The sequence below is a fragment of the Kocuria sp. LUK genome (genome assembly GCF_021012935.1).
GTDB lineage: Bacteria > Actinomycetota > Actinomycetes > Actinomycetales > Micrococcaceae > Kocuria > Kocuria flava.
The window spans coordinates 24630-45209 of record NZ_JAJMZI010000007.1; the positions used below are offsets into that span (position 1 = coordinate 24630).

Annotated in this window: 19 protein-coding genes; 11 read left to right on the forward strand and 8 right to left on the reverse strand. The window is 75.3% G+C overall.

The annotated features are described in order from the left end of the window. Positions 1–3 precede the first annotated feature (3 nt). Genes LQU92_RS12805 through LQU92_RS12815 form a run of 3 tightly spaced genes read left to right on the forward strand, consistent with a single transcriptional unit; the run spans position 4 to position 3010 of the window. Entirely contained in the window at positions 4–624 is a 621-nt protein-coding gene (locus LQU92_RS12805) for an ECF transporter S component (RefSeq protein WP_230781169.1), read from the forward strand. Beyond that, positions 621–2216, forward strand: a complete 1596-nt coding sequence (locus tag LQU92_RS12810) for an ABC transporter ATP-binding protein (protein ID WP_230781171.1) — start codon at positions 621–623, stop codon at positions 2214–2216. Before LQU92_RS12805 ends, LQU92_RS12810 begins: the two co-directional genes overlap by 4 nt. After that, positions 2213–3010: an energy-coupling factor transporter transmembrane protein EcfT gene (locus LQU92_RS12815; RefSeq protein WP_230781173.1), complete on the forward strand. Its 798-nt coding sequence runs from the start codon at positions 2213–2215 to the stop codon at positions 3008–3010. The genes LQU92_RS12810 and LQU92_RS12815 overlap by 4 nt, the downstream gene beginning before the upstream one ends. 154 nt (positions 3011–3164) lie before the next feature. Here the strand turns inward: LQU92_RS12815 and LQU92_RS12820 are convergent, their stop codons facing one another. From LQU92_RS12820 to LQU92_RS12830, 3 genes are all read right to left on the reverse strand, one after another. Beyond that, positions 3165–4046: an aminodeoxychorismate lyase gene (locus tag LQU92_RS12820; protein ID WP_230781175.1), complete on the reverse strand. Its 882-nt coding sequence runs from the start codon at positions 4044–4046 to the stop codon at positions 3165–3167. 22 nt (positions 4047–4068) lie between these two features. Beyond that, positions 4069–4662, reverse strand: coding sequence for a uridine kinase (locus tag LQU92_RS12825; protein ID WP_230781177.1), 594 nt, complete (start codon positions 4660–4662; stop codon positions 4069–4071). Between the two features lie 329 nt (positions 4663–4991). Next, positions 4992–6980 carry a BCCT family transporter gene (locus LQU92_RS12830; RefSeq protein ID WP_230781179.1) on the reverse strand — a complete coding sequence of 663 codons (1989 nt, stop codon included), beginning with the start codon at positions 6978–6980 and terminating at the stop codon, positions 4992–4994. A gap of 308 nt (positions 6981–7288) precedes the next feature. On the opposite strand from LQU92_RS12830, the gene dnaK reads away from it, so the two are divergent. The 4 genes from dnaK to LQU92_RS12850 all read left to right on the forward strand — a co-directional run bounded on the left by dnaK (position 7289) and on the right by LQU92_RS12850 (position 11434). Next, positions 7289–9151: a molecular chaperone DnaK gene (gene dnaK / locus LQU92_RS12835; protein WP_230781181.1), complete on the forward strand. Its 1863-nt coding sequence runs from the start codon at positions 7289–7291 to the stop codon at positions 9149–9151. After that, on the forward strand, positions 9148–9834 hold the full coding sequence (locus LQU92_RS12840) for a nucleotide exchange factor GrpE (RefSeq protein WP_230781183.1): 687 nt from the start codon (positions 9148–9150) through the stop codon (positions 9832–9834). The genes dnaK and LQU92_RS12840 overlap by 4 nt, the downstream gene beginning before the upstream one ends. Before the next feature lie 152 nt (positions 9835–9986). After that, positions 9987–10991: a DnaJ C-terminal domain-containing protein gene (locus LQU92_RS12845; protein ID WP_230781185.1), complete on the forward strand. Its 1005-nt coding sequence runs from the start codon at positions 9987–9989 to the stop codon at positions 10989–10991. Positions 10992–10993: 2 nt separating this feature from the next. Further along, complete coding sequence (locus LQU92_RS12850) at positions 10994–11434, forward strand: heat shock protein transcriptional repressor HspR (protein WP_101851776.1); 441 nt, start codon at positions 10994–10996, stop codon at positions 11432–11434. A 43-nt stretch (positions 11435–11477) separates the two neighbouring features. Here the strand turns inward: LQU92_RS12850 and LQU92_RS12855 are convergent, their stop codons facing one another. From LQU92_RS12855 to LQU92_RS12865, 3 genes are all read right to left on the reverse strand, one after another. After that, positions 11478–11996 (reverse strand): GNAT family N-acetyltransferase, encoded by a 519-nt coding sequence (locus tag LQU92_RS12855; protein ID WP_230781188.1) that lies wholly within the window; start codon positions 11994–11996, stop codon positions 11478–11480. Then, the gene (gene trmB, locus LQU92_RS12860; RefSeq protein WP_230781189.1) at positions 11993–12781 is read right to left on the reverse strand and encodes a tRNA (guanosine(46)-N7)-methyltransferase TrmB; all 789 of its coding nucleotides are present in this window, start codon (positions 12779–12781) and stop codon (positions 11993–11995) included. Before trmB ends, LQU92_RS12855 begins: the two co-directional genes overlap by 4 nt. Positions 12782–13068: 287 nt before the next feature. Next, on the reverse strand, positions 13069–13647 hold the full coding sequence (locus LQU92_RS12865) for a TIGR00730 family Rossman fold protein (RefSeq protein ID WP_230781190.1): 579 nt from the start codon (positions 13645–13647) through the stop codon (positions 13069–13071). A 184-nt stretch (positions 13648–13831) separates the two neighbouring features. On the opposite strand from LQU92_RS12865, the gene LQU92_RS12870 reads away from it, so the two are divergent. Next, positions 13832–15277, forward strand: coding sequence for a sodium:alanine symporter family protein (locus tag LQU92_RS12870; protein ID WP_230781191.1), 1446 nt, complete (start codon positions 13832–13834; stop codon positions 15275–15277). A gap of 79 nt (positions 15278–15356) precedes the next feature. Next, positions 15357–16232 carry a D-hexose-6-phosphate mutarotase gene (locus LQU92_RS12875; protein WP_101851780.1) on the forward strand — a complete coding sequence of 292 codons (876 nt, stop codon included), beginning with the start codon at positions 15357–15359 and terminating at the stop codon, positions 16230–16232. A gap of 198 nt (positions 16233–16430) precedes the next feature. Here the strand turns inward: LQU92_RS12875 and LQU92_RS12880 are convergent, their stop codons facing one another. Continuing rightward, positions 16431–18335 (reverse strand): HNH endonuclease signature motif containing protein, encoded by a 1905-nt coding sequence (locus LQU92_RS12880; protein ID WP_230781192.1) that lies wholly within the window; start codon positions 18333–18335, stop codon positions 16431–16433. 299 nt (positions 18336–18634) lie between these two features. Beyond that, positions 18635–19030: a hypothetical protein gene (locus tag LQU92_RS12885; protein WP_058859573.1), complete on the reverse strand. Its 396-nt coding sequence runs from the start codon at positions 19028–19030 to the stop codon at positions 18635–18637. Between the two features lie 235 nt (positions 19031–19265). Here LQU92_RS12885 and LQU92_RS12890 point away from each other — a divergent pair, with 235 nt between their 5' ends. Both LQU92_RS12890 and LQU92_RS12895 read left to right on the forward strand, forming a co-directional pair. Next, complete coding sequence (locus tag LQU92_RS12890; RefSeq protein WP_230781193.1) at positions 19266–20018, forward strand: SDR family NAD(P)-dependent oxidoreductase; 753 nt, start codon at positions 19266–19268, stop codon at positions 20016–20018. A gap of 30 nt (positions 20019–20048) precedes the next feature. After that, the gene (locus LQU92_RS12895) at positions 20049–20264 is read left to right on the forward strand and encodes a hypothetical protein (RefSeq protein WP_101851783.1); all 216 of its coding nucleotides are present in this window, start codon (positions 20049–20051) and stop codon (positions 20262–20264) included. The last annotated feature ends 316 nt before the right edge of the window (positions 20265–20580 follow it).

A 20580-nucleotide genomic window follows, 5' to 3' on the forward strand; every position in this document is an offset into this window, starting at 1 on the left:
GCCGTGAACACCACCGTCCACCGTCCCACGGACCGCACCCGCCCCGCGCGCCGGCTCTCGTGGCGGGTCGTCGACATCGTCGTCGCCGCCGTCCTCGCCGCCGTGTGCGCGGTCGTGTTCTGGGCCTGGTCCAACCTGCTCTACCCTTCCGTGGCCGCCGCCGCCACGGCCTACCCGCCCGCGACCGGGCTGATCACCGGCGGGTGGCTCGTGGCCGGCGTGCTCGGCGGGCTCGTGATCCGCAAGCCGGGCGCGGCGCTGTTCGTGGAGCTGCTCGCGGCCGTGCTGCAGGGCCTGCTCGGCACCCACTTCGGCTGGACCGTGATCCTCTCCGGCCTGATCCAGGGCCTGGGCGCGGAGCTCGTCCTCGCCGCGTGGCGCTACCGCCGCTTCGACGTGCTGGTGGCCGTCCTGGCCGGGGCCGTCAGCGGGCTGTTCCTGGGCGTGAGCGAGAACCTGATCTACAACTACGAGTGGGCCCTCTCCCACCAGGTCGTCTACGCCGTCCTCGCCGTGGTGTCCGGGGCCGTGCTCGCGGGGGCGCTGATGTGGGCCGCGGTCCGGGCGCTGGCGCGCACCGGCGTGCTCGACGGCCTCGCCTCCGGCCGGGCCGCGCGCCGGTGACGGCCACCGCGGCCGCGTCCGCCCGCGCCCGGCCCGCCGCCGGCGGCGCCCGGGTCGAGGCCCGGGACTTCGGCTGGCACCACCCCGGGCGGGAGGAGCCCTCCCTGCACGGGATCGACCTCGTCCTCGACCCGGGGGAGCGGGTCCTGCTCCTCGGTCCCTCGGGCGCGGGCAAGTCCACCCTCCTGCACGCCCTCGCGGGCGTGCTCCACGACGACGACGGGCAGGCCCGCCTCGGCGAGCTGCTCGTGGACGGCACGGACCCCGAGCGCGCACGGGGCCGGGCCGGGCTCGTGCAGCAGGACCCCGAGTCCGGGGTCGTGCTCCCGCGCGTGGGCGACGACACCGCGTTCGGCCTCGAGAACCTCGCCGTGCCCCGGGAGCAGATCTGGCCCCGGGTGCGGGAGGCCCTCGACCGGGTGGGGCTGGACCTGCCCCTGGAGCACCCCACCGCGGCCCTGTCCGGCGGGCAGAAGCAGCGGCTCGCGCTCGCCGGCGCCGTCGCCACGGACCCGGGCCTGCTGCTGCTCGACGAGCCGACCGCCAACCTCGACCCCGACGGCGTGCGGCAGGTCCGCGAGGCCGTCCTGGCGTGCCTCGAGCGCAGCGGCGCGACCCTCGTGGTCGTCGAGCACCGCACCGCCGTGTGGGCCGACGCCGTGGACCGCGTCGTCGTCCTGGGCCGCGACGGCGGGATCAGCCACGACGGCCCGCCCGCGGAGGTCTTCGGCGCCGCCGGCGACGAACTGCGCGCGGCCGGCGTGTGGGTGCCCGGCTGGGTGCCGCCCGCCCGCCCGGCCCCGCGGCCGGTGCCCGGGGCGCCGGAGCCCGAGCCGCTGCTCACGGGGGAGGACCTGGCCGTCTCCCGCACCCGCCCGACCCGGCGGCAGCTGCGGGCCCGCCGCCGGGCCGCGCGCACCGGCCGCCCGGTGGACGACGCGGCCGCCGGGCGGGACCTGCCCACGGCCGTCGCCGGGGTGGACGCCGTGCTCCGCCGGGGGCGGGTGCTCGCGCTGACCGGCCCCAACGGCGCGGGCAAGTCCACGACCGCCCTGACCCTCGCGGGACTGCTGCCCCCGGTCCGGGGGCGCGTCGAGGCCGCCCCCGCCCTGGCCCGCGGCGCCGGGCCGGACCCGTTCGCGTGGCCCGGGCGCGAGCTCGTGGCCCGGATCGGGACGGTCTTCCAGGAGCCCGAGCACCAGTTCCTGCGCCCCACCGTGCGCGAGGAGCTCGAGCACGGGCCCCGCCTCGCCGGCGCGGACCCGCAGGAGCGCCGCCGCCTGGCCGACGGGCTGCTGGCGCGGCTGCGGCTAGCCCACGTGGCGGAGGCGAACCCGTTCACCCTCTCCGGCGGGGAGCAGCGCCGGCTGTCGGTGGCCACCGTGCTGGCCACCGCCCCCGACGTGCTCGTGCTCGACGAGCCCACCTTCGGCCAGGACGCCATGACCTGGGCCGAGCTCGTGGAGCTGCTCCTCGAGCTGGTCGAGGCGGGCACGTCCGTGCTCGCGGTGACCCACGACGCCGAATTCGTGCGCGCGATCGGCGCCGAGGTCCTGGACCTGGCCCGCCCGGCGGCAGGAGCACGGCGATGAGCGCCCTCGCCCTCGCCCCGGCGGCCCGGCGCTCCCTGCTGGGCCGCACGGACGCGCTCGTGAAGCTGGGCGGGGCCCTGCTGCTGACGGCGGTGCTCGTGGTCAGCGCCGACCCCGTGACCTCCGGCGTCGTCCTGGCGGGGGAGCTCGTGCTCCTGGGACTGGCGGGCCAGCGGCCGCTGGCCCTGCTGGTGCGCGCCTGGCCCCTGGTGCTCGCCGCGCTGGTCAGCGGCTGGGGGACCGTGCTGCTCGCGGAGGACTCCGGGCCGGTGCTGCTGGACCTCGGCCTCACGCAGCTGTCCGCCGGGGCCGTGGCCGCCGGCGCCGCGATCGCCCTGCGCGGGCTGGCGCTGGCCCTGCCGGGGCTGCTGGTGCTGCTCACCACGGACCCCGCGGACCTCGCCGACGGCCTCGCCCAGACCCTGCGCCTGCCGGCCCGCTTCGTGCTCGCCTCGCTCGCGGCGCTGCGGCTCGTGGGCGTGCTGGCCGCCGAGTGGGACACGCTCGCGATGGCCCGGCGGGCCCGCGGCGCCGGCGGCGGCCGCGGCCCGCTCGCGGCGCTGCGCGAGTTCGGCGGGCAGGTCTTCACGCTGCTCGTGCAGTCGCTGCGCCGGGCCACCCGGCTGGCCGTGACCATGGAGGCCCGCGGCTTCGGGGCCGGACCGCGCACGTGGGCCCGGGTGCCCCGGCGGTCTTGGCGGGACGCGGCCGTGCTCGCGGCGTGCGCCGCGCTCGCGGCGGCCGGGCCGGCCGTGGCGGTGCTGGCGGGCCAGCACCGGTTCATCTGGTCCTGACCGGCGGCCCCGCTCGCCTCCGGACGGGCCGGTCCGGGGCGGCTGCGCGCCTGCGGCGCCCGGGGCCGGACCGTCCGGCCCCGGCGCCGTCGGGTGCCGCCCGGACGGGCCTCCTCCTGCCGGCCGGAGCGCCTCCCGGTCGCCGGGCCGCGGCTCAGGCGCCGGCGACCCAGCCGGTGACGAGGCGCGTGAGCTGCGGGTCGACCGGCAGCGGCTGGGCGTCGAGCCGCCGCACCGGGACGGCCAGCCGCACGCTGGAGACCAGCCACACGCCGTCGGCGGCGAGCAGGTCGGCCGGGTAGAGGGGGCCGTAGCCCAGCTCCCAGCCGTCCGCGCGGGCGGCGGTGAAGATCGCCGCCTGGGTGGTGCCCGGCAGGACCCCGCGCGAGGGCTCGGGGGTCACCAGCTCGCGCCGGTTCCCGCGGACCCGGGCGCAGACCACGGAGGAGGTCGCGCCCTCGAGCACGCGGCGGTCCTCGGCGGTGAAGACGGCGTCGTCGGCGCCGAGGGTCCGGGCGTGGCGCTGGGCGGCCATGTTCACGGCGTAGGACAGCGTCTTGGCCCCGGGCAGCAGCCACGGGTAGCCCGCGTCCAGGGCGGGGTCGTGCCCGCGCGGCAGGAGCACGGCGTCGACGCCCTCGCGGCGCTGGCGGAACGTGGACTCCGGGACGGGGTTCACGGTGACCCACGACCAGGGCCCGCCCTCGGGGGTGCCGCGGCTGATCGTGATCCGCACGCTGTGCTCGGTCCCCAGCTCCCCCCGACCGCCCGGTCCGGCGTGGGCGAGGGCGAGCTCGACGGCGCGCAGGCACCGCTCCGCGTCCGGGGCGGGCAGCTGGGCCAGGCGGGCGGAGGAGGTGAGCCGGCGGTGGTGGGCGGGGAACTTCCGCACCCGCCCGTCGACGGCGCGCAGGGTCTCGAACACCCCGTCGCCGCGGGTCAGGCCCTGGTCGTCGATGTGCACGAGCGGGACGGCGGGGTCGACGAGCGCGCCCTCGGGACGCTCGGCGTCGAGGACGACGACGGTGCTGGTCACGGGGTCCTCCTGGCGGCGCGGGTCAGCAGACGGGACCGGGGTGCAGGATGTCGACCCGGTCCCAGACGGGGTCGGCCTCCAGGTACGCGTCCTCCTGGGCGGCCCACCGGTCCCAGTGGCGGGCGTAGGCCTCGCCGTCGCGGGCGATCGCGCGGTCGAGGCGGAGGGCGGTGGGCAGCTCGACCCACACGGAGACGTCGAGCAGCTCGCGCGCGGCGGAGCTGCAGGCTCCGACGCCCTCGAGCACCACGACCTCGGCGACGCGGGTCAGCCGCGGGGTGCCGGGGGCCCCGGTGACCCAGTCCCAGGCGGTCCAGTGGGCGTCCCGGCCCTCGCGCAGCGGCACGAGCACGTCCGCCACGTACTCCTCGATCCCCGCCGCGAGGCCGTCCCAGCCCGGGTAGAGGTCCTCGAGGTGGAACACGGTCACGTCCCGCACGGGGCGCAGCACGGTGCGCAGCTGCTCGGCGAGGGTGGTCTTGCCGGCGCCCGAACGGCCGTCGATGCCCACCAGGAAGGGGCGGCGGACGGGCAGGGGGAGCAGCCGGGCGAGGCTCGTGCCGGAGGGGTTGGCCGCCGCGGTCGCGGGGTCCAGGTGGAGGTCGACGTCGATCACCCGAGGACGCGCCTCCGGGACCGGGGGGCGGAACGGTGGGGGGCGACCGGCGGGCGCGCCGCACGACGGCCCGCACCCGCGGTTGCGATCGGATACATGAGGGGCATTCTATGCGGGCCCGTGCGCCGCCGGGAAGTGCGGGTGCGACCCCGTCCGTGGGGTCGGCGGGGTGCGGCGGGTCCGCGGGGCCGCCCGGCGGAGGAGGGGGGAACTCCCCGTCCCGGGGGATGCGCGAGGGCCCGGCGGGAACCGTCCGGGTTCCTGCCGGGCCCTCGGGCCGGCGCGGGCCGCGGTCGCGGCGGGGACTCCGTCCCGGCCGCGACGGCGGATCAGCCGCGGGGAGCGCCGCCGCCCGGCCGCTGCCGGCCCTCGGCGTCGCCGGAGCCGGGACCGGTACCGGCACCGGCTCCGGAGGCGTCGTCGTCGGCGGGGTGGACGGACCCGGCGCCGTCGCGGCGGTGGGTGCCGTCCGGGCGCTGGCCGCCGAGGGACTCGATCCCCTCGGTGCCGCGGTACCACTCGGTGATGGCCGGGGCGTGGGAGTCGAACTCGTCGCCGGCGGCGCGGTTGCCGGGGGCGTGCTCGACGCGCAGGGCGAAGTCGTCGCCGTGCTGGTGGATGCCGTGGATGACGGCCTTGCGCACGGCCGAGCGGGCGAACCGGTCGCGGATCAGGGCCGGGTCGTTGAGCAGGTCGCGGTAGAACGCGACCATGAGGAAGGACACCACGATCGCGAAGGGCAGGGCCGAGACGGTCACGAGGTTCTGCATGCCGGCCAGGGCGTCGTCCCCGCCCGCGAGCATCATGACCACGGCGATCGCGCCCAGGCACAGGCCCCAGAAGGTGACGACGCCGCGGTGCGGCTCCGGGTCACCGCGCTGGGAGAGGGTGCCCATGACGATCGAGGCGGAGTCGGCGCTGGTGACGAAGAAGATGCCGATGATCACCATGGCCAGCACGGAGGTGAGGGCCCCCCAGGGGAGGGCGTCGAGCATGCCGAACAGGGCCGCCTCCTGCCCGCCCGCGCCGAGGAGGTCGGTGCCGGTGCGCTGGACGTGCAGGGCGGTGCCGCCCATGACCACGAACCACAGCACGCACATCGAGGAGGGGACCACGAGCACGACGGTCACGAACTGGCGCAGGGTGCGCCCGCGGGAGATCTTCGCGATGAACATGCCCACGAACGGCGACCAGGACAGCCACCAGGCCCAGTAGAAGACCGTCCACGCGCCGGTGAAGTCGGCGGTCGCCGCGCCCCAGGCGCCGGTGTGCCCGGTCATCCGCAGGTAGTCCTGCAGGTAGGTGCCGAAGACGGCGGGGACGAGGTCGAGGATCAGCACGGTCGGGCCGGCCACGAAGACGAACAGCGCCAGCACGAGGGCGAGCACGAGGTTGGTGTTGGACAGGTAGCGGATGCCTCGGGCCACGCCGGAGACCGCCGAGACCACGAAGGCGGCGGTGAGGACGGCGATGATGCCCACGAGCGCGGCGTTGCCGGTCGCGCTCCACCCGGTGACGATCTCGAGGCCGCGGGAGATCTGCAGCGCCCCGATGCCGAGCGAGGCGGCGGTGCCGAAGAGGGTCGCGAAGATCGCGAAGACGTCGATGAGCCGGCCGAGCCCGCCCTCGGCGCGCTTGCGGCCGAGCAGGGGGACGAAGATGCGGCTGATCAGCGGGGCGCGGCCGCGCCGGAAGGTGCCGTAGGCGATGGCGGCGCCCACCACGGCGTACATGGCCCAGGGGTTCAGGCCCCAGTGGAAGGCCGTCTGCACGAGGGCGCGCACGGTCATCTCCTCGGTGCCGGCCTCGGCGGCGAAGCCGGGGACGCCGGCACCGAAGTGGCTCAGCGGCTCGGAGGCACCGTAGAACATCAGGCCGATGCCCATGCCCGCGGCGAAGAGCATCGCCAGCCAGGAGAAGAAGGCGAACTCGGGCTGCTCGTCGTCGAGCCCGAGCGGGATCCGGCCGGTGCGGCCGAAGCCGACGACCAGCATGAAGATCACGGCGGCGGTCGACAGGAGCGTGAAGAACCAGCCGGTGTTGGTCGTGACCCAGGTCAGGGCGGTGGAGGAGACCGCGGTGAGGGACTCGGTGGAGAGCAGGCCCCACGCCACGAAGCCGGCGATCAGGGCGCCGGTGACGACCAGCACGACGCGGTCGGTGCCGTAGCGCAGGTTGCGGTCCTCGACGGCGACCCCGGGCACCAGTGCCGGGTGGACACCGCCCGGGTAGCCGGAGCGGCGGCGGTGCTGGCGCTGTGCGGTCGCGCCGCGCTCGCCCTGGCCGGGCGGACTGGAGGGGGTGGGGGTCGTGCTCACGGGGGCTCCTCGGATCGGGGGTGTGCGGTGCTGGTTCGGCATTCCTGCGGGTCGGGCCGGGCGACGGGGCCCCGGCGTGCGGACACGGTGCTCCACCTTACCGAGGGGTCGGCCGGCCGTCAGGCCCGTGGGGGCGATCTCACAGGGGAGGACGCTACGGTGCCCCACAGTTGAGCGGATGCGACTCAACTTCACTTGACACCCACGGCTCATGTGGCAGACTTGAGCCAGGACAACTCAAGACCAGAGACCTCCGGCGGGATCCCCGCGGTCCGCCGGTCCCGCTCGACACGAAGGAGAACACGCGCATGTCCCGTGCAGTAGGAATCGACCTCGGCACCACCAACTCCTGCGTGGCGGTGCTCGAGGGCGGCGAGCCCACCGTCATCGCCAACGCCGAGGGCAACCGGACCACCCCGTCCGTCGTCGCCTTCTCCAAGGACGGCGAGACCCTGGTGGGCGACATCGCCAAGCGCCAGGCCGTGACCAACGTGGAGCGCACGATCGCCTCGGTCAAGCGCCACATGGGCACCGGCTGGACCAAGGAGATCGACGAGAAGAAGTACACCCCGCAGGAGATCTCCGCCCGCATCCTCATGAAGCTCAAGACGGACGCCGAGTCCTACCTGGGCGACAAGGTCACCGACGCCGTGATCACGGTCCCGGCGTACTTCAACGACGCCGAGCGCCAGGCCACCAAGGAGGCCGGCGAGATCGCGGGCATGAACGTGCTGCGCATCGTCAACGAGCCCACCGCCGCGGCGCTGGCCTACGGCCTGGAGAAGGGCAAGGAGGACGAGCTCATCCTGGTCTTCGACCTCGGTGGCGGCACCTTCGACGTCTCCCTGCTCGAGGTCGGCAAGGACGAGGACGACTTCTCCACCATCCAGGTCCGCGCGACCGCCGGCGACAACCGCCTCGGCGGCGACGACTGGGACCAGCGGATCGTCGACTGGCTGCTGCAGCAGGTGAAGTCCAAGACCGGCGCGGACCTGTCCAAGGACAAGATCGCCCTGCAGCGCCTGAAGGAGACCGCCGAGCAGGCCAAGAAGGAGCTGTCCTCCGCGACCAGCACCAACATCTCCCTGCAGTACCTCTCCGTCACCGCCGAGGGCCCCGTGCACCTGGACGAGCGCCTCACCCGCGCGAAGTTCGAGGAGCTCACCCGCGACCTGCTCGAGCGCACCGAGAAGCCGTTCAAGGACGTCATCGCCGAGGCCGGGATCTCCGTGTCCGACATCGACCACGTGGTCCTCGTCGGCGGCTCGACCCGCATGCCCGCCGTCGCCGAGACCGTCCAGCGCCTGGCCGGCAAGGAGCCGAACAAGGGCGTGAACCCGGACGAGGTCGTGGCCGTGGGCGCCGCGATCCAGGCCGGCGTGCTCAAGGGCGACCGCAAGGACGTGCTACTGATCGACGTGACCCCGCTGTCGCTGGGCATCGAGACCAAGGGCGGGGTGATGACCAAGCTCATCGAGCGCAACACGGCCATCCCGACCAAGCGGTCCGAGACCTTCACCACGGCGGAGGACAACCAGCCGTCCGTGTCCATCCAGGTCTTCCAGGGCGAGCGCCAGTTCACCCGGGACAACAAGAACCTGGGCACCTTCGAGCTGACCGGCATCGCCCCCGCCCCGCGCGGGATGCCGCAGATCGAGGTGACCTTCGACATCGACGCCAACGGCATCGTGCACGTCTCCGCCAAGGACAAGGGCACCGGCAAGGAGCAGTCGATGACCATCACCGGCGGCACGTCGCTGTCGAAGGAGGACATCGACCGCATGGTCAAGGACGCCGAGGCCAACGCCGAGGCGGACCGGGTGCGCCGCGAGGCCGCCGACCTGCGCAACAACGCCGAGCAGAGCGCCTACTCCATCGAGAAGCTGCTCAAGGACAACGACGACAAGCTGCCCGAGGACGTCAAGTCCGAGGTGCAGGGCGACGTCGACGCCCTGAAGCAGGCGCTCGAGGGCCAGGACGACGACGCCGTCAAGAGCGCCTACGAGAAGCTCCAGCAGTCCCAGACGAAGCTGGGCGAGGCGCTCTACGCCCAGGCCGGTGCCGAGGGCGCCGAGGGCGCCCCGGGTGCCGCCGGTGAGTCCGGCGCGGCCACCGGCGACGAGGACATCGTCGACGCCGAGGTCGTCGACGACGAGAACGAGAAGAAGTGAGCATGGCCGACCCCACCCCTGATCCCGACCGGAACCCGGCGGAGCAGCCCGGCGACGCGGGCGTCCCCGAGCAGGAGGCGGCCCGCCCGGCCGCCGGCGGGACCGAGCCCGGCACGGCGCAGGAGCCCGGCGCCGGCACCGACCCGCAGGGCGGTGCCGGCCCGGAGGGCCTGACCGTCGACGACATCCTGGGCACCCCCCAGTCCACCGACGCAGGTTCGGCGGACACCGGGGAGCCCGGGGCCGGGCAGGGCCCGTCCGAGGCGGAGGCGCTGGCCGCGGAGCGGCTCGAGGAGCTGCGCCGGCTGCAGGCCGAGTTCGTGAACTTCAAGCACCGCACGGCGCGGGAGAAGGAGCAGCTGCGCACCTACGTGACCGGCGACCTGCTCCAGGCGCTGCTGCCGGTGTTCGACGACATCGACGCGGCCCGCGGGGCCGGGGACCTCACCGAGGGCCCGTTCGCGTCCATCGCGAACAAGCTCGAGGAGATCCTGGTGCGCCAGGGCCTGTCCCGCATCGGCGCGGTCGGGGAGACGTTCGACCCCGCCGTCCACGAGGCCGTGCTGCAGCAGCCCACGAGCGAGGTCGAGCCCGACCGGATCTCGATGGTGCTGCGCTCCGGCTTCCGCATCGGTGAGCGCGTCGTGCGGCCCGCCCAGGTCGCCGTCGCGGTCGCCGAGTGAGGCCGCCCGCGGCCTGACACGGGGGACGGCGAGGGGAGGTCCGTCCGACGGGCCTCCCCTCGCCGTCCCCGCGCACCCCGTCCCCGGGGCGCACCCCGTTTGCCCGCACGGGCCGCCCCGGACCCCGACCGGCCCCGCAGAGAGGAGGCGTCATGGCCAGCCAGGACTGGATCGACAAGGACTTCTACAGCATTCTCGGCGTCTCCAAGGACGCGTCCGAGGCCGACGTCAAGAAGGCCTACCGCAAGCTCGCCCGCCAGTACCACCCGGACCAGAACCCGGGGGACGCGGCCGCCGAGCAGCGGTTCAAGGACATCACCGAGGCCCACTCCGTGCTCTCGGACCCGGAGGAGCGCAAGCAGTACGACGCCATCCGCGCGATGGGCTCCGGTGCCCGCTTCACGGCGGGCGGGCCCGGCGGCGCGGGCGGATCGGCGAACTTCGAGGACATCTTCGGCGACATCTTCGGCGGTGGCGGCGGTCGCCGGCGCACGACGTTCACCACGGGCGGGTCCGGCGGCGGCTTCGGCGGCGGGGGCGGGTTCGAGGACCTGTTCACGCAGTTCGGCGGCGCAGGCGGCTACGGCGGCCACCAGGCCCCGCCGGCGCGCGGCGAGGACATCCGCACGGAGACCACCATCCCGTTCCGCTCGGCCGTGCAGGGCACGACCGTGCGGCTGCGCCGCGGCAACGGCCAGGAGACCACGGTGCGCGTGCCCAAGGGGGTGCGGGACGGGCAGAAGCTCAAGCTCGCCGGCAAGGGCCACTCGGGTCCCGGGGGGGCGGGGGACCTGTACGTGACCGTGCACGTGCGCCCGCACCCGTTCTTCACCCGGGTGGAGGGCACGGACGACGTCGAGGTCACGGTGCCGATCACGTTCCCCGAGGCCGCCCTGGGTGCCACGGTCGAGGTGCCGACCCTCGACGGGGCCACGGTGCGGCTGAAGGTCCCGGCGGGCACGTCCTCGGGGCGGCGCTTCCGCGTGAAGGGCCGCGGGATCGAGACCGCCCGCGGGACCGGCAACCTCATCGTGACCGTGGAGGTGCACGTCCCGGCCGACCTGGACGAGCCGGCGCAGGCGGCCGTGCGCGCCTACGCCGAGGCCACCGCCGGCCAGGACCCGCGCGCCGCCCTGATGGAGAAGGCGAGGCTCTGACGATGGCCCTCGACGCCGACCAGCCCCTGTTCGTGATCTCCGTGGCGGCGGAGATCGCCGAGATGCACCCGCAGACGCTGCGCCAGTACGACCGGCTCGGCCTGGTGAAGCCCTCACGGGCCCCGGGCCGGGCCCGGCGCTACTCGCAGCGGGACATCGAGAAGCTCCAGCAGATCCAGGTGCTCTCCCAGCAGGGCGTCTCCCTCGAGGGCATCCGCCGGATCCTCCAGCTCGAGAACCAGGTCGCGGCGCTGCAGGCGCGGATCGCGGAGCTCAGCGGCGAGCTGGAGGAGGCCCGCGAGCGCGCCGAGGAGTCCTCCCGCATCTTCGCGGCGGGAGCCGGCGGCGACGTCGTGCGGATGGCCCGCGGCTCCCGTCCCCGGCGGCGGCAGGTCTCCCAGGCCGTGGTGCTCTACCGGCCCCCGTTCCGCCAGGAGGGCTGAACGGGCCCGGGCCGGCGGGGACGCTCCATGGTCCCGCCGGCGCTCAGCCCAGGTGCTTCTCGAAGGCCACGTCGTGGACGCCGCCGGGGTAGGCCTTCGCCACGCCGGGCAGGCGCTCGTAGCCGGCGGCGAGGTACAGGGCCTCCGCCTCCGGCTGGCGGTTGCCGGTGGTCAGGCGGATCCGCCGGTACCCCGCGGCGGCGGCGCGCTGCTCCAGCTCGGCGAGCACCCGCCGGGACAGGCCCCGGCGGCGGTGCGAGGGGGCCGTCCACACGCGCTTGAGCTCGGCGGTGGCGTCGTCGTGGCGCCGGAACGCGCCGCCCGCCACCGTGCACCCCTCCGCCACGAGCAGCACGATCCCGCCGGAGGGTGCCGTGAAGTCCGCGACCGGGTGCTCCGCCATCTCGTCCGCGCCGATCGCCGGTCCGTAGCGCTCGGCGTACTCGCGGTGCAGGCCCTCCAACAGCGGTGCGAGCAGCGGGTCCCCGGGGGACACCGCGACGAAGCCGTACCGGCCGGCGCGGTCGTCGCCCGCACCGGGCGTGCCCGGGGTCGTGCTCACGGCAGCCGGCGGTAGGTGAGGTCGCGCGGGGTGCGGCCGGCCTCCTGCGCCTTGCGCTCGAAGCTCGTCAGGACGCGCCCCTCCCAGCGCGGGGCCCAGCCCGTGCCGGGGTGCTCGTCGTCGGCGAGGGGGCCGGGGTGGACGTTCTCGAACCCGGGGGCGGCGTCCAGCACCTCGCGCATCGCGAGGGCGTACTCCTGCCAGTCGGTGGCCAGGCGCCACAGCCCGCCCGGACGCAGGACGCGGGCGGCGAGCCCGGCGAACCCGGGGGAGACCAGCCGGCGCTTGTGGTGGCGCTTCTTGTGCCAGGGGTCCGGGAAGAACACCCACAGCTCGTCCACCGAGGCGGGGGCGAGCATGTGCTCGAGCACCTCCGGGGCGTTGGCCTGGACCACGCGGACGTTGTCGACGCCGGCCTGGCCCGCCTTCAGCAGCAGGTCGGCGATGCCGGGCTTGTACACCTCGACCGCCAGGTAGTCCTGCTCCGGGTGCGCGGCGGCCGCCGCGACGACGGCCTCCCCGAGCCCGGAGCCGATCTCCACGACCAGCGGGGCCTCGCGGCCGAAGGCGGCCACGGCGTCGAAGTCGTGGTCGGGGTGCACGGAGGTGTCGGCGTGGGTGCGCGGGACCTCGAGGACGCGGGTGGGCGCCCACTCGTCCCACGCCTTCTGCCGGCGGGCGGTCAGGCGGTCGCCGCGCCGCACGAACGAGTACGGGCGCCGGTGGAACGCCTCGGGCGCGCCGGGGTCCTGCGGGGGCTCTGCGGGGGAGGTCTGCTCGCTCATCGCCACCATCCTAGGCGGCCCGCCGTCGGCTCCCCGACCGGGCCGGGAGCGGCAGCGCCCGCGGGACCGAGGGGCGGGCGGTGGCGGCGGGGCCCGTGCGGGCGGATCGGGCGAGCGGTGCCGTCGGCGGGCCCGCACCGGGAGCGGCAGCGCCACCAGTGCCGTGTGCGGGGTCGTGGCGGCGGGGCCCGTGCGGGCGGACCGGCGCGAGCGGTGCCGTCGGCGGGCCCGCCGTCGTGCCCGGTGCGGCCCGGGGCGCGGGGCCCCTCAGCCGCGCCCGCGGGTGCTCAGGTCCGCTGCCCGGCGGGATCCCAGCGGCGCCGCGGCGGCTGCCACGCGGCGAAGCGGGCGAGCAGCTCCCCGGCGTCCTCGGCGACGACGGCGGCGTCGCGGTACTGCGGGCGCACCAGACCGGCCGCCGACATCGAGGCGACGGCGTCCAGCAGCGGCCGCCAGTAGCCGGCGACGTCGAGGAAGCCGACCGGTTTCGCGTGCACGCCCACCTGGATCCAGGTCCACGCCTCGAAGATCTCCTCGAGCGTGCCCAGCCCGCCCGGCAGGGCGACGAAGCCGTCGGCGAGCTCGGCCATCTGCGCCTTGCGCTGGTGCATGCTGCCCACCACCCGCAGCTCGGTCAGGCCGGTGTGGGCGGTCTCGTCGTCGACCAGGGAGCGGGGCATCACCCCGATCACCTCCCCGCCGGCCGCGAGCGCGGCGTCGGCGACGACGCCCATCAGGCCCACGTGCCCGCCGCCGTAGACGATCCCGACGCCCTGCCGGGCCAGTTCGCCGGCGAAGTCGTGGGCGGCCCGGGCGAAGCGGGGATCGGCGCCGAGGGAGGCCCCGGTGTACACGGCAAGTCTCATGCCGTCATTGTGCGCCACCGGCGACGACGGCGTGCCCGTCGCGCTCGTCCCCGGGGAGGCGTGGGCCCGCGCGGATGCACGCCCGGGACGGCAACCTGTGATTCAATGCCTCCGGCCGAGACGGCGGTCACACCCGCCGGCCCGTGTCCGCTTCCTCATCGGCCCGACATCCCCGGGAGACCACATGCTCCAGTCCATCGAATCCGCCCTCGGCACGCTGGGCGGCATCATCTGGGGGCCCTACGTCCTCATCCCCCTGCTGCTGCTGACCGGCCTGTACCTGACCGTCCGGCTCGGCGGGCTGCAGTTCCGCAAGCTCGGCTCCGCCCTGCGCCTGGCCCTGTTCGAGCGCAAGGACGCCGAGGCCTCCGGCGGTGACGTCTCGCAGTTCCAGGCCCTCACGACGGCGCTCGCGGCCACCGTGGGCACCGGCAACATCGTGGGCGTGGCCACCGCCATCTCGATCGGCGGCCCCGGCGCGCTGTTCTGGATGTGGGTGACCGGCCTGCTCGGCATGGCCTCCAAGTACGCCGAGGCGTTCCTGGCCGTGCGCTACCGCACCACCGACGCCAAGGGCGAGATCTCGGGCGGCCCGCAGTACTACCTCGAGCGCGGCATCCGCAGCGGCTTCGGGAAGTTCCTGGCGCTCTTCTTCGCCGTCGCGGCGGCCCTGGCCGCCTTCGGCATCGGCAACATGACCCAGGGCAACTCCATCGCCTCCAACGTGGAGAGCTCCTTCGGCCTGCCCACCTGGATCACCGGCATCGTCCTGACGGCGTTCACCTTCGCCGTGCTCGTGGGCGGCATCAAGTCCATCGGCCGGGTGACGGCGGCGTTCGTGCCGATCATGATCATCTTCTACGTGCTCGGCGCGCTGTTCATCCTCGTGGTCAACGTGGCGGAGCTGCCGGCCGCGATCGCCCTCATCTTCACCGACGCCTTCACCGGCACGGCCGCCGTCGGCGGCTTCGCCGGGTCGGCGATCATGCTGGCCGTGCAGATGGGCGTGGCCCGCGGTCTGTTCTCCAACGAGTCGGGCATGGGCTCGGCTGCCATCGCGGCCGCCGCCGCCCAGACCACCCACCCCGTCCGCCAGGGCCTGGTCTCCATGACGCAGACCTTCATCGACACCCTCGTCGTGGTCAGCTTCACGGGACTGGTGCTCATCACCACCGGCGTCTGGGAGAAGGGCGCCGACTTCGCCGCCACGATGACCGGCGACGCCTTCAGCTCCGGGCTGCCCGGGCAGTGGGGGCACTACGTCGTGACCATCGGCCTCGTGATGTTCGCCTACTCGACCATCCTCGGGTGGGCCTACTACGGCGAGCGCTGCATGGAGCGCCTGTTCGGGCGCCCGGCCGTGATGCCCTACCGGGTCGTGTTCTCCCTCGTGGTGTTCGTGGGCTGCACCGTCCCGCTGGCCGTGGTGTGGAACTTCGCCGACGTGATGAACGGTCTCATGGCGATCCCGAACCTCATCGGGCTGCTCCTCCTGTCCGGGCTGATCGCCCGCGAGACCAAGCACTACCTCGACAACGACCCGAAGCTGCACGCCGACCGCAAACAGGTCGAGGCGTTCATGGAGGGCCACCCCGGGGCGATCGACTCCTACGAGCGCACCGGCCGCTGACCCCGTTGCCCTCCGGCCCCGTGCCGGACCGAGGGCCCGGTTCCCCGCGGGGACCGGGCCCTCGGTCTAGCCTGGGGCCATGAGCGAACTTCCCGCACCCCGCCGCTTCTCCTGCAGGCACGCGACCGGCCTGGTCCACGACCAGGGGGCGCAGGTCGTCGACTGGATCCCCACAGGGCACGCGCCGGTGCTGTGGCTCTCGCCCAGCACGGCGCTCGAACGCGGGCGGGCGGTGCGCGGGGGCGTGCCGATCTGCTTCCCGTGGTTCGCCGAGGGCCCCTCCGGCGACCTCGAGCCCAAGCACGGCTTCGTGCGCACGCTCCCGTGGGAGATGCAGAGCTTCGAGTCCTCCGACCACGAGGCCGTGGCAGTGTACCGCTTCACCGAGGAGGACGTGCCCGACCCCGCCCTGCGCGCGCTCTTCCCGCACCGGTTCGAGGCGGAGTACGTGGTGCGCTTCGGCCCGGAGCTGGAGCTGGAGCTGAGCGTGACCAACACCGACGAGCACGGGTTCGACTTCGAGGAGGCGCTGCACGCGTACCTCGTCGTCGGCGACGTGCGGAGGATCCGGATCGAGGGCCTCGACGGCGCACGCTACCGGGACAAGGTCACGGACCGGGACGGCTGCCTGCAGGAGGGGCCGCTCGAGCCGGCGGCGGAGACCGACCGCGTGTACGAGTCCTCGGCCGAGGTCAGGGTCGTGGACCCGGTGCTGGGGCGGGCGCTGCGCATCCGCAAGCGCGGCTCGGCGACGACGGTCGTGTGGAACCCCTGGGCCGAGAAGGCCGCCGGCCTGCCCGACGTCGGTGCGGACGGGTGGAGCGGCTTCGTGTGCGTCGAGGGCGCCAACGTCCAGGGGAACGCGGTGCACCTCGAGCCGGAGGAGACCCACACGATGGGCTACCGTGTGGCCGTCGAGACGCTCCCCGGGGATCCGGGCGCGTCCCCGGCCTGAGGCCCGGACGAGGTCGGGAGGTCGGGCGGACGCCGAACGACCCGGCCGAGAGCGGGCGGGCTCGAGCTCGAACGGGGACGTCCGGACCCGGACGTGCCCGGCCGAGAAGGTGGGACCCCGGACGGGACGGAGAATCCCGGCCAAGGGAGCGATGCCGCGGACGAGGACGAGGGCCCGGACGAGGACGAGGACCCGGGCTCAGAACGGTGGCGGGTCCTCCGCCGCACTGGCCGCAGGTGCCCAACCCACCGCACCCGCCGCAGGGGTCGGATGGGTCGGTGAACGGTCCCGCCCGCCGGTGGCCCGGCCGCGCGAACCGGGCCGTGCCACGGTGCCCGGGGCACACGTGACGGCGGAGTACATCCCCTCGGGCGCCGGAGGCGGGACGGACGAAAGGGCACAGGGGTCCCCGGCCTCCACCGGTGACCCGGTTCCCTCGGGGACCGTGCGGTGGATCCGGCCGGCAGGCGAGGTCCACTCCAGCACGCCGCCGCCGGGAGAGGGGCCGAGCTGCCGCACGGTCCAGCGGCCCAGCGGACCGTCCCGGTGCTTGACGAGGTGGTGGTGCCGGCACAGGTGCGCGAGGTTGCCGGCGGCGGTGGGCCCGCCGTCCTGCCACGCCACCGTGTGGTCCAGGTCGCAGCGCTCGGCCCGGCGCCGGCAGCCGGGGAAGCGGCAGGTCACGTCGCGATGGACCAGCCTGCGGCGCAGGTCCGCCGGGACCGCGTAGGTCGTGCGGTCGTGGTCCAGGACCACTCCGGTGACCGGGTGCACCAGGATCCGGTGCCAGGACGGGGCGCCGGCCGCGAGCCGGGCGGCGACGTCGGCGTCGATCGGGCCGTGGCCCGCGAGGACGGCAGCAACCGGTCCCCGCAGGACTGCCGGCAGGTCGCCGGGTCCTCCGGCCGCCGGCGGACTGCCGGGAGCGCGGGCAGGCGGGATCCTGCCCGACGTCCCGACGCCCGGACGACCGCCGGGAGCGTGGGCGGTCGGGGAGCCACCGGGTCCCCGGGCGGCCTCCAGCAGGGTCAGCACCGGGACCGTCACCGTCACCTGTCCTCGCACGTCCCGCGGGAACGAGGGGTCGTCCGGCACCTCGCCGGCCAGCAGGAGGTCGGCGAGGACGTCGGCCCGCAGCTGCGCCGGGGTGCGCGCCGGCAACTCGGTGTCCTCCTGGGTGGGACGGCCGCCCGTCCCGTCCGCCCGCCCGCGGCCCGGTCCGCAGGGCCCCGTCACGACGGCCCGGGATCCGGGCACGGTGCGGCTCCCCGGACGCCCGGGGACGGTGGCGCGGCGCCCGACGGCGGGATCCGGCGGGCCGGCCGGGACCACGGCCCGGGGCACGCCGGCACGTCCTGACGGACCCGGCGGGGAGAGCCGCTCCACGAGCGCGTCGAGCCGGTCCGCGGCCGCGAGAGCGGTCGGAGCGTCCAGCAGCGCGTGCAGCCACGCCATGCCGTCCTCGTCCGGTTCGACCCACACGCGCCGCTGCTCCCGCGCCCTGCGGTGGCGCACGGCCACGGTCTCCGCCAGCAGTGCGGCCCGGCGCCGGCGCGCGCACGCCCGCAGCTGCGCCGGCGTGCTGTCCGGGGCGCGCTCCGCGAGCTCCGCCACGAGCCGGCGGACGATCTCGGCGGGCGCCCGTTCCGCCTCCGGGGCGTCCTCGACGAGCTCGCGCCACTGCTCCGCCAGCACCGCGGCGTGCCGGGGGCCGAAACGGCCCGCCTCGAGCCCGTCGAGCACCTCCGGCAGGTGCCCGCCGAGCACCACGGCCTCGCGCACCCGCGCCACGGCCGCGCCGGCCGAGAGGCGCAGGGCCGGGCCGATCTCGTCGGCGACGTCGAGCACGGCCTCGCGCTCGGCCGCGCGCGTGCCGGCGGCACCGCGGGCTCGCTGCTCCGTCCGCGCCAGCACCCAGAGACGGTGCAGCACGCGCAGCTGGTGCCCGGCCTCCCGCGCCTCACGGGCCGCGGAGTCGACGAGGTCCTGCACCAGGTCGGCCGCCCGGGCGGCGGGACCGTGCTCCGGCGCCCTTCCCCCGGCGGGGGAGGGGACGTCAGGACCCGGAGCGGGACGGGAGCGGCGGTGCGCCGTCGTCGTCATGGGCACATTCTCCCGGCCGCCGCGGACACCGTAAGCGGGCCGGCGCAGGGGTGAGCGGGCCGCGGCACGACCGGTGCCGTCCCGCCCCCGGCGGCCGCCGAAGCCGAGGCGCGGTCCCGGAGCCGCGCGGGCCGGGCACGGGGTGCCGGGCCCGCTGCAGCACTCGGGATGGGCAGCGGAATCCCGGCCGTGTGCGGCACCCGCGGGACCGGAGCACCGCACGCACGCGCGTCCCGGAACGCGAGGTGCCGCCCCTCCCGGAGGAGGGGCGGCACCCGGCGGCGGAGCGCAGGCAGGACCTAGCGGGAGGTCACCAGGGCGCCGGCGATCGCGGCGAGGAAGAGGTCCTTGGACAGGCCGGTGCCGGCCTCGGACGGGCGGACGCCGTCCTCCTGGGTCATCTCCGGGTTGCGGAAGTACATCGCCAGCAGACCGGCGGAGAAGGCGCCCAGCGCCAGCCCGGCCACGCGCTTGTTGACGAACGGGGTGAGCAGGGCCGCGCCGATGCCCATCTCCGACCAGGCCACGAACTTGCCGAAGGTCGCGGAGTCCCACTCCTGGAACTGCGGCACGCCGGTGGCGGCGAACTGCTTCAGGCCCTCGGCGGCCTCGACGGGCAGGTCCTTCTTGCCGTAGCCGGACTGGAGCAGGTAGGCGCCGGAGACGCCGCGGAGGATCGCGTTGGAGAGGCTCATGGTCGGTCCTTTCGGGGAGGAGGGGATGGTTGAGTCGTCAATCACCCTATCAGCGGGCCGGGTGCCGGGCCCGGTCGCGAGCGGCACCCCGGCCCACCGCCGACCGGGCGTCCGGCCGACCCGCCCCGGCGGCGCGTGCTCTCCCCAACGCGGCCGCGGCGGGCCAGACTGGGGGCAGCGGACCGTCCGCGGATCACCGCCGGGGACCTGCGGGACCCCGGGGAAGGAGCACACGATGACCGATCTCACCGGTAAGGTCGCCCTCGTCACCGGCGCCGCCTCCGGCATCGGCGAGGCCTGCGCCAAGGACCTCGCGGCCCGGGGCGCCAAGGTCGTGGTCACCGACATCGACACGAACAGGATCGACGACGTCGTCCAGGCGATCATGGCCGCCGGCGGGGACGCCGCCGGGTTCCGCCTCGACGTCGCGAACGCCGAGGAGAACCGGGCGGCCGTCGAGTTCGCCCAGCAGACCTACGGCGGCCTCCACCTGGCGGTCAACAACGCCGGGATCGGCGGGCAGACCGACGCGGTCGGGGAGACGGACCTCGACGCCTGGCGGCGCACCGTGGAGATCGACCTGCACTCGGTGATGTACGGCATGCGCCACCAGCTCCCGGCGATCGAGCAGGCCGGCGGCGGGGCCGTCGTCAACATGGCCTCCATCCACGGCACCGTGGCCACCGCGCTGGGCAACAGTGCCTACACCGCGGCCAAGCACGGGGTCGTCGGGCTGACGAAGCAGGCGGCCGTGGACTACGGCCAGCGCGGGGTCCGGATCAACTCCGTGGGTCCCGCCTACATCGACACCCCGCTGCTGAGCAGCATCGAGCCCGCCGTGCGCGAGGCCCTGGTCGCACGGCACCCGATGGGCCGTCTCGGCCGGTCCGAGGAGGTTGCCGCGCTCGTGACCTTCCTGCTCTCCGACGAGGCGTCCTTCCTCACCGGCGGCTACTACCTCGTCGACGGCGGGTACACCGCGCTGTAGCCTGATGGCCCCGGAGTCCAGGAGGATCCCATGGTGAGGTTCGGCATCCGCAGGCCCCGCCCGCTGAGCTCGCTGCGGGCCCGCACGACCGGGCGGGTCAAGCGCAGCATCAAGCGGGCGGTCGTCCCCGGCTACGGCCGCCCCGGCACCGGCCGGGTGCGCGACCCGCGGCGGGCCGCCCGCAGCACGGTCCACCGGCGGACGACGATCGGGGTGGGGGACCTGCTCCGCCGGCTGCTCAAGTAGCCCGGGCCCGCGCCGCCCCGTCTCCGGGGCGGCGCGGGCCCGTGCGGCTCGGGAGCGCGCTGACCGCCCCGCTGCGGTGTGCTCCGCCACACCACGGCCGTCCTGCGCACCCCGTGCTGTAGGGTGGGGTCATTGCACATGGCACTGCTCCCCGACGACGGGGACGCAGGCAGGCGTCGAGCACCCCCCGTTTCTTTGTCCAGCGCGGCACCGTCCCAGACGGTCTCAGCCCGCTCGCAGGGGCTCCAGGAGTTCTTCGGCGCACCCGGCGTCGACACACTTCCCGCCGGGACGACGATCGAAAGACGTATCCCCC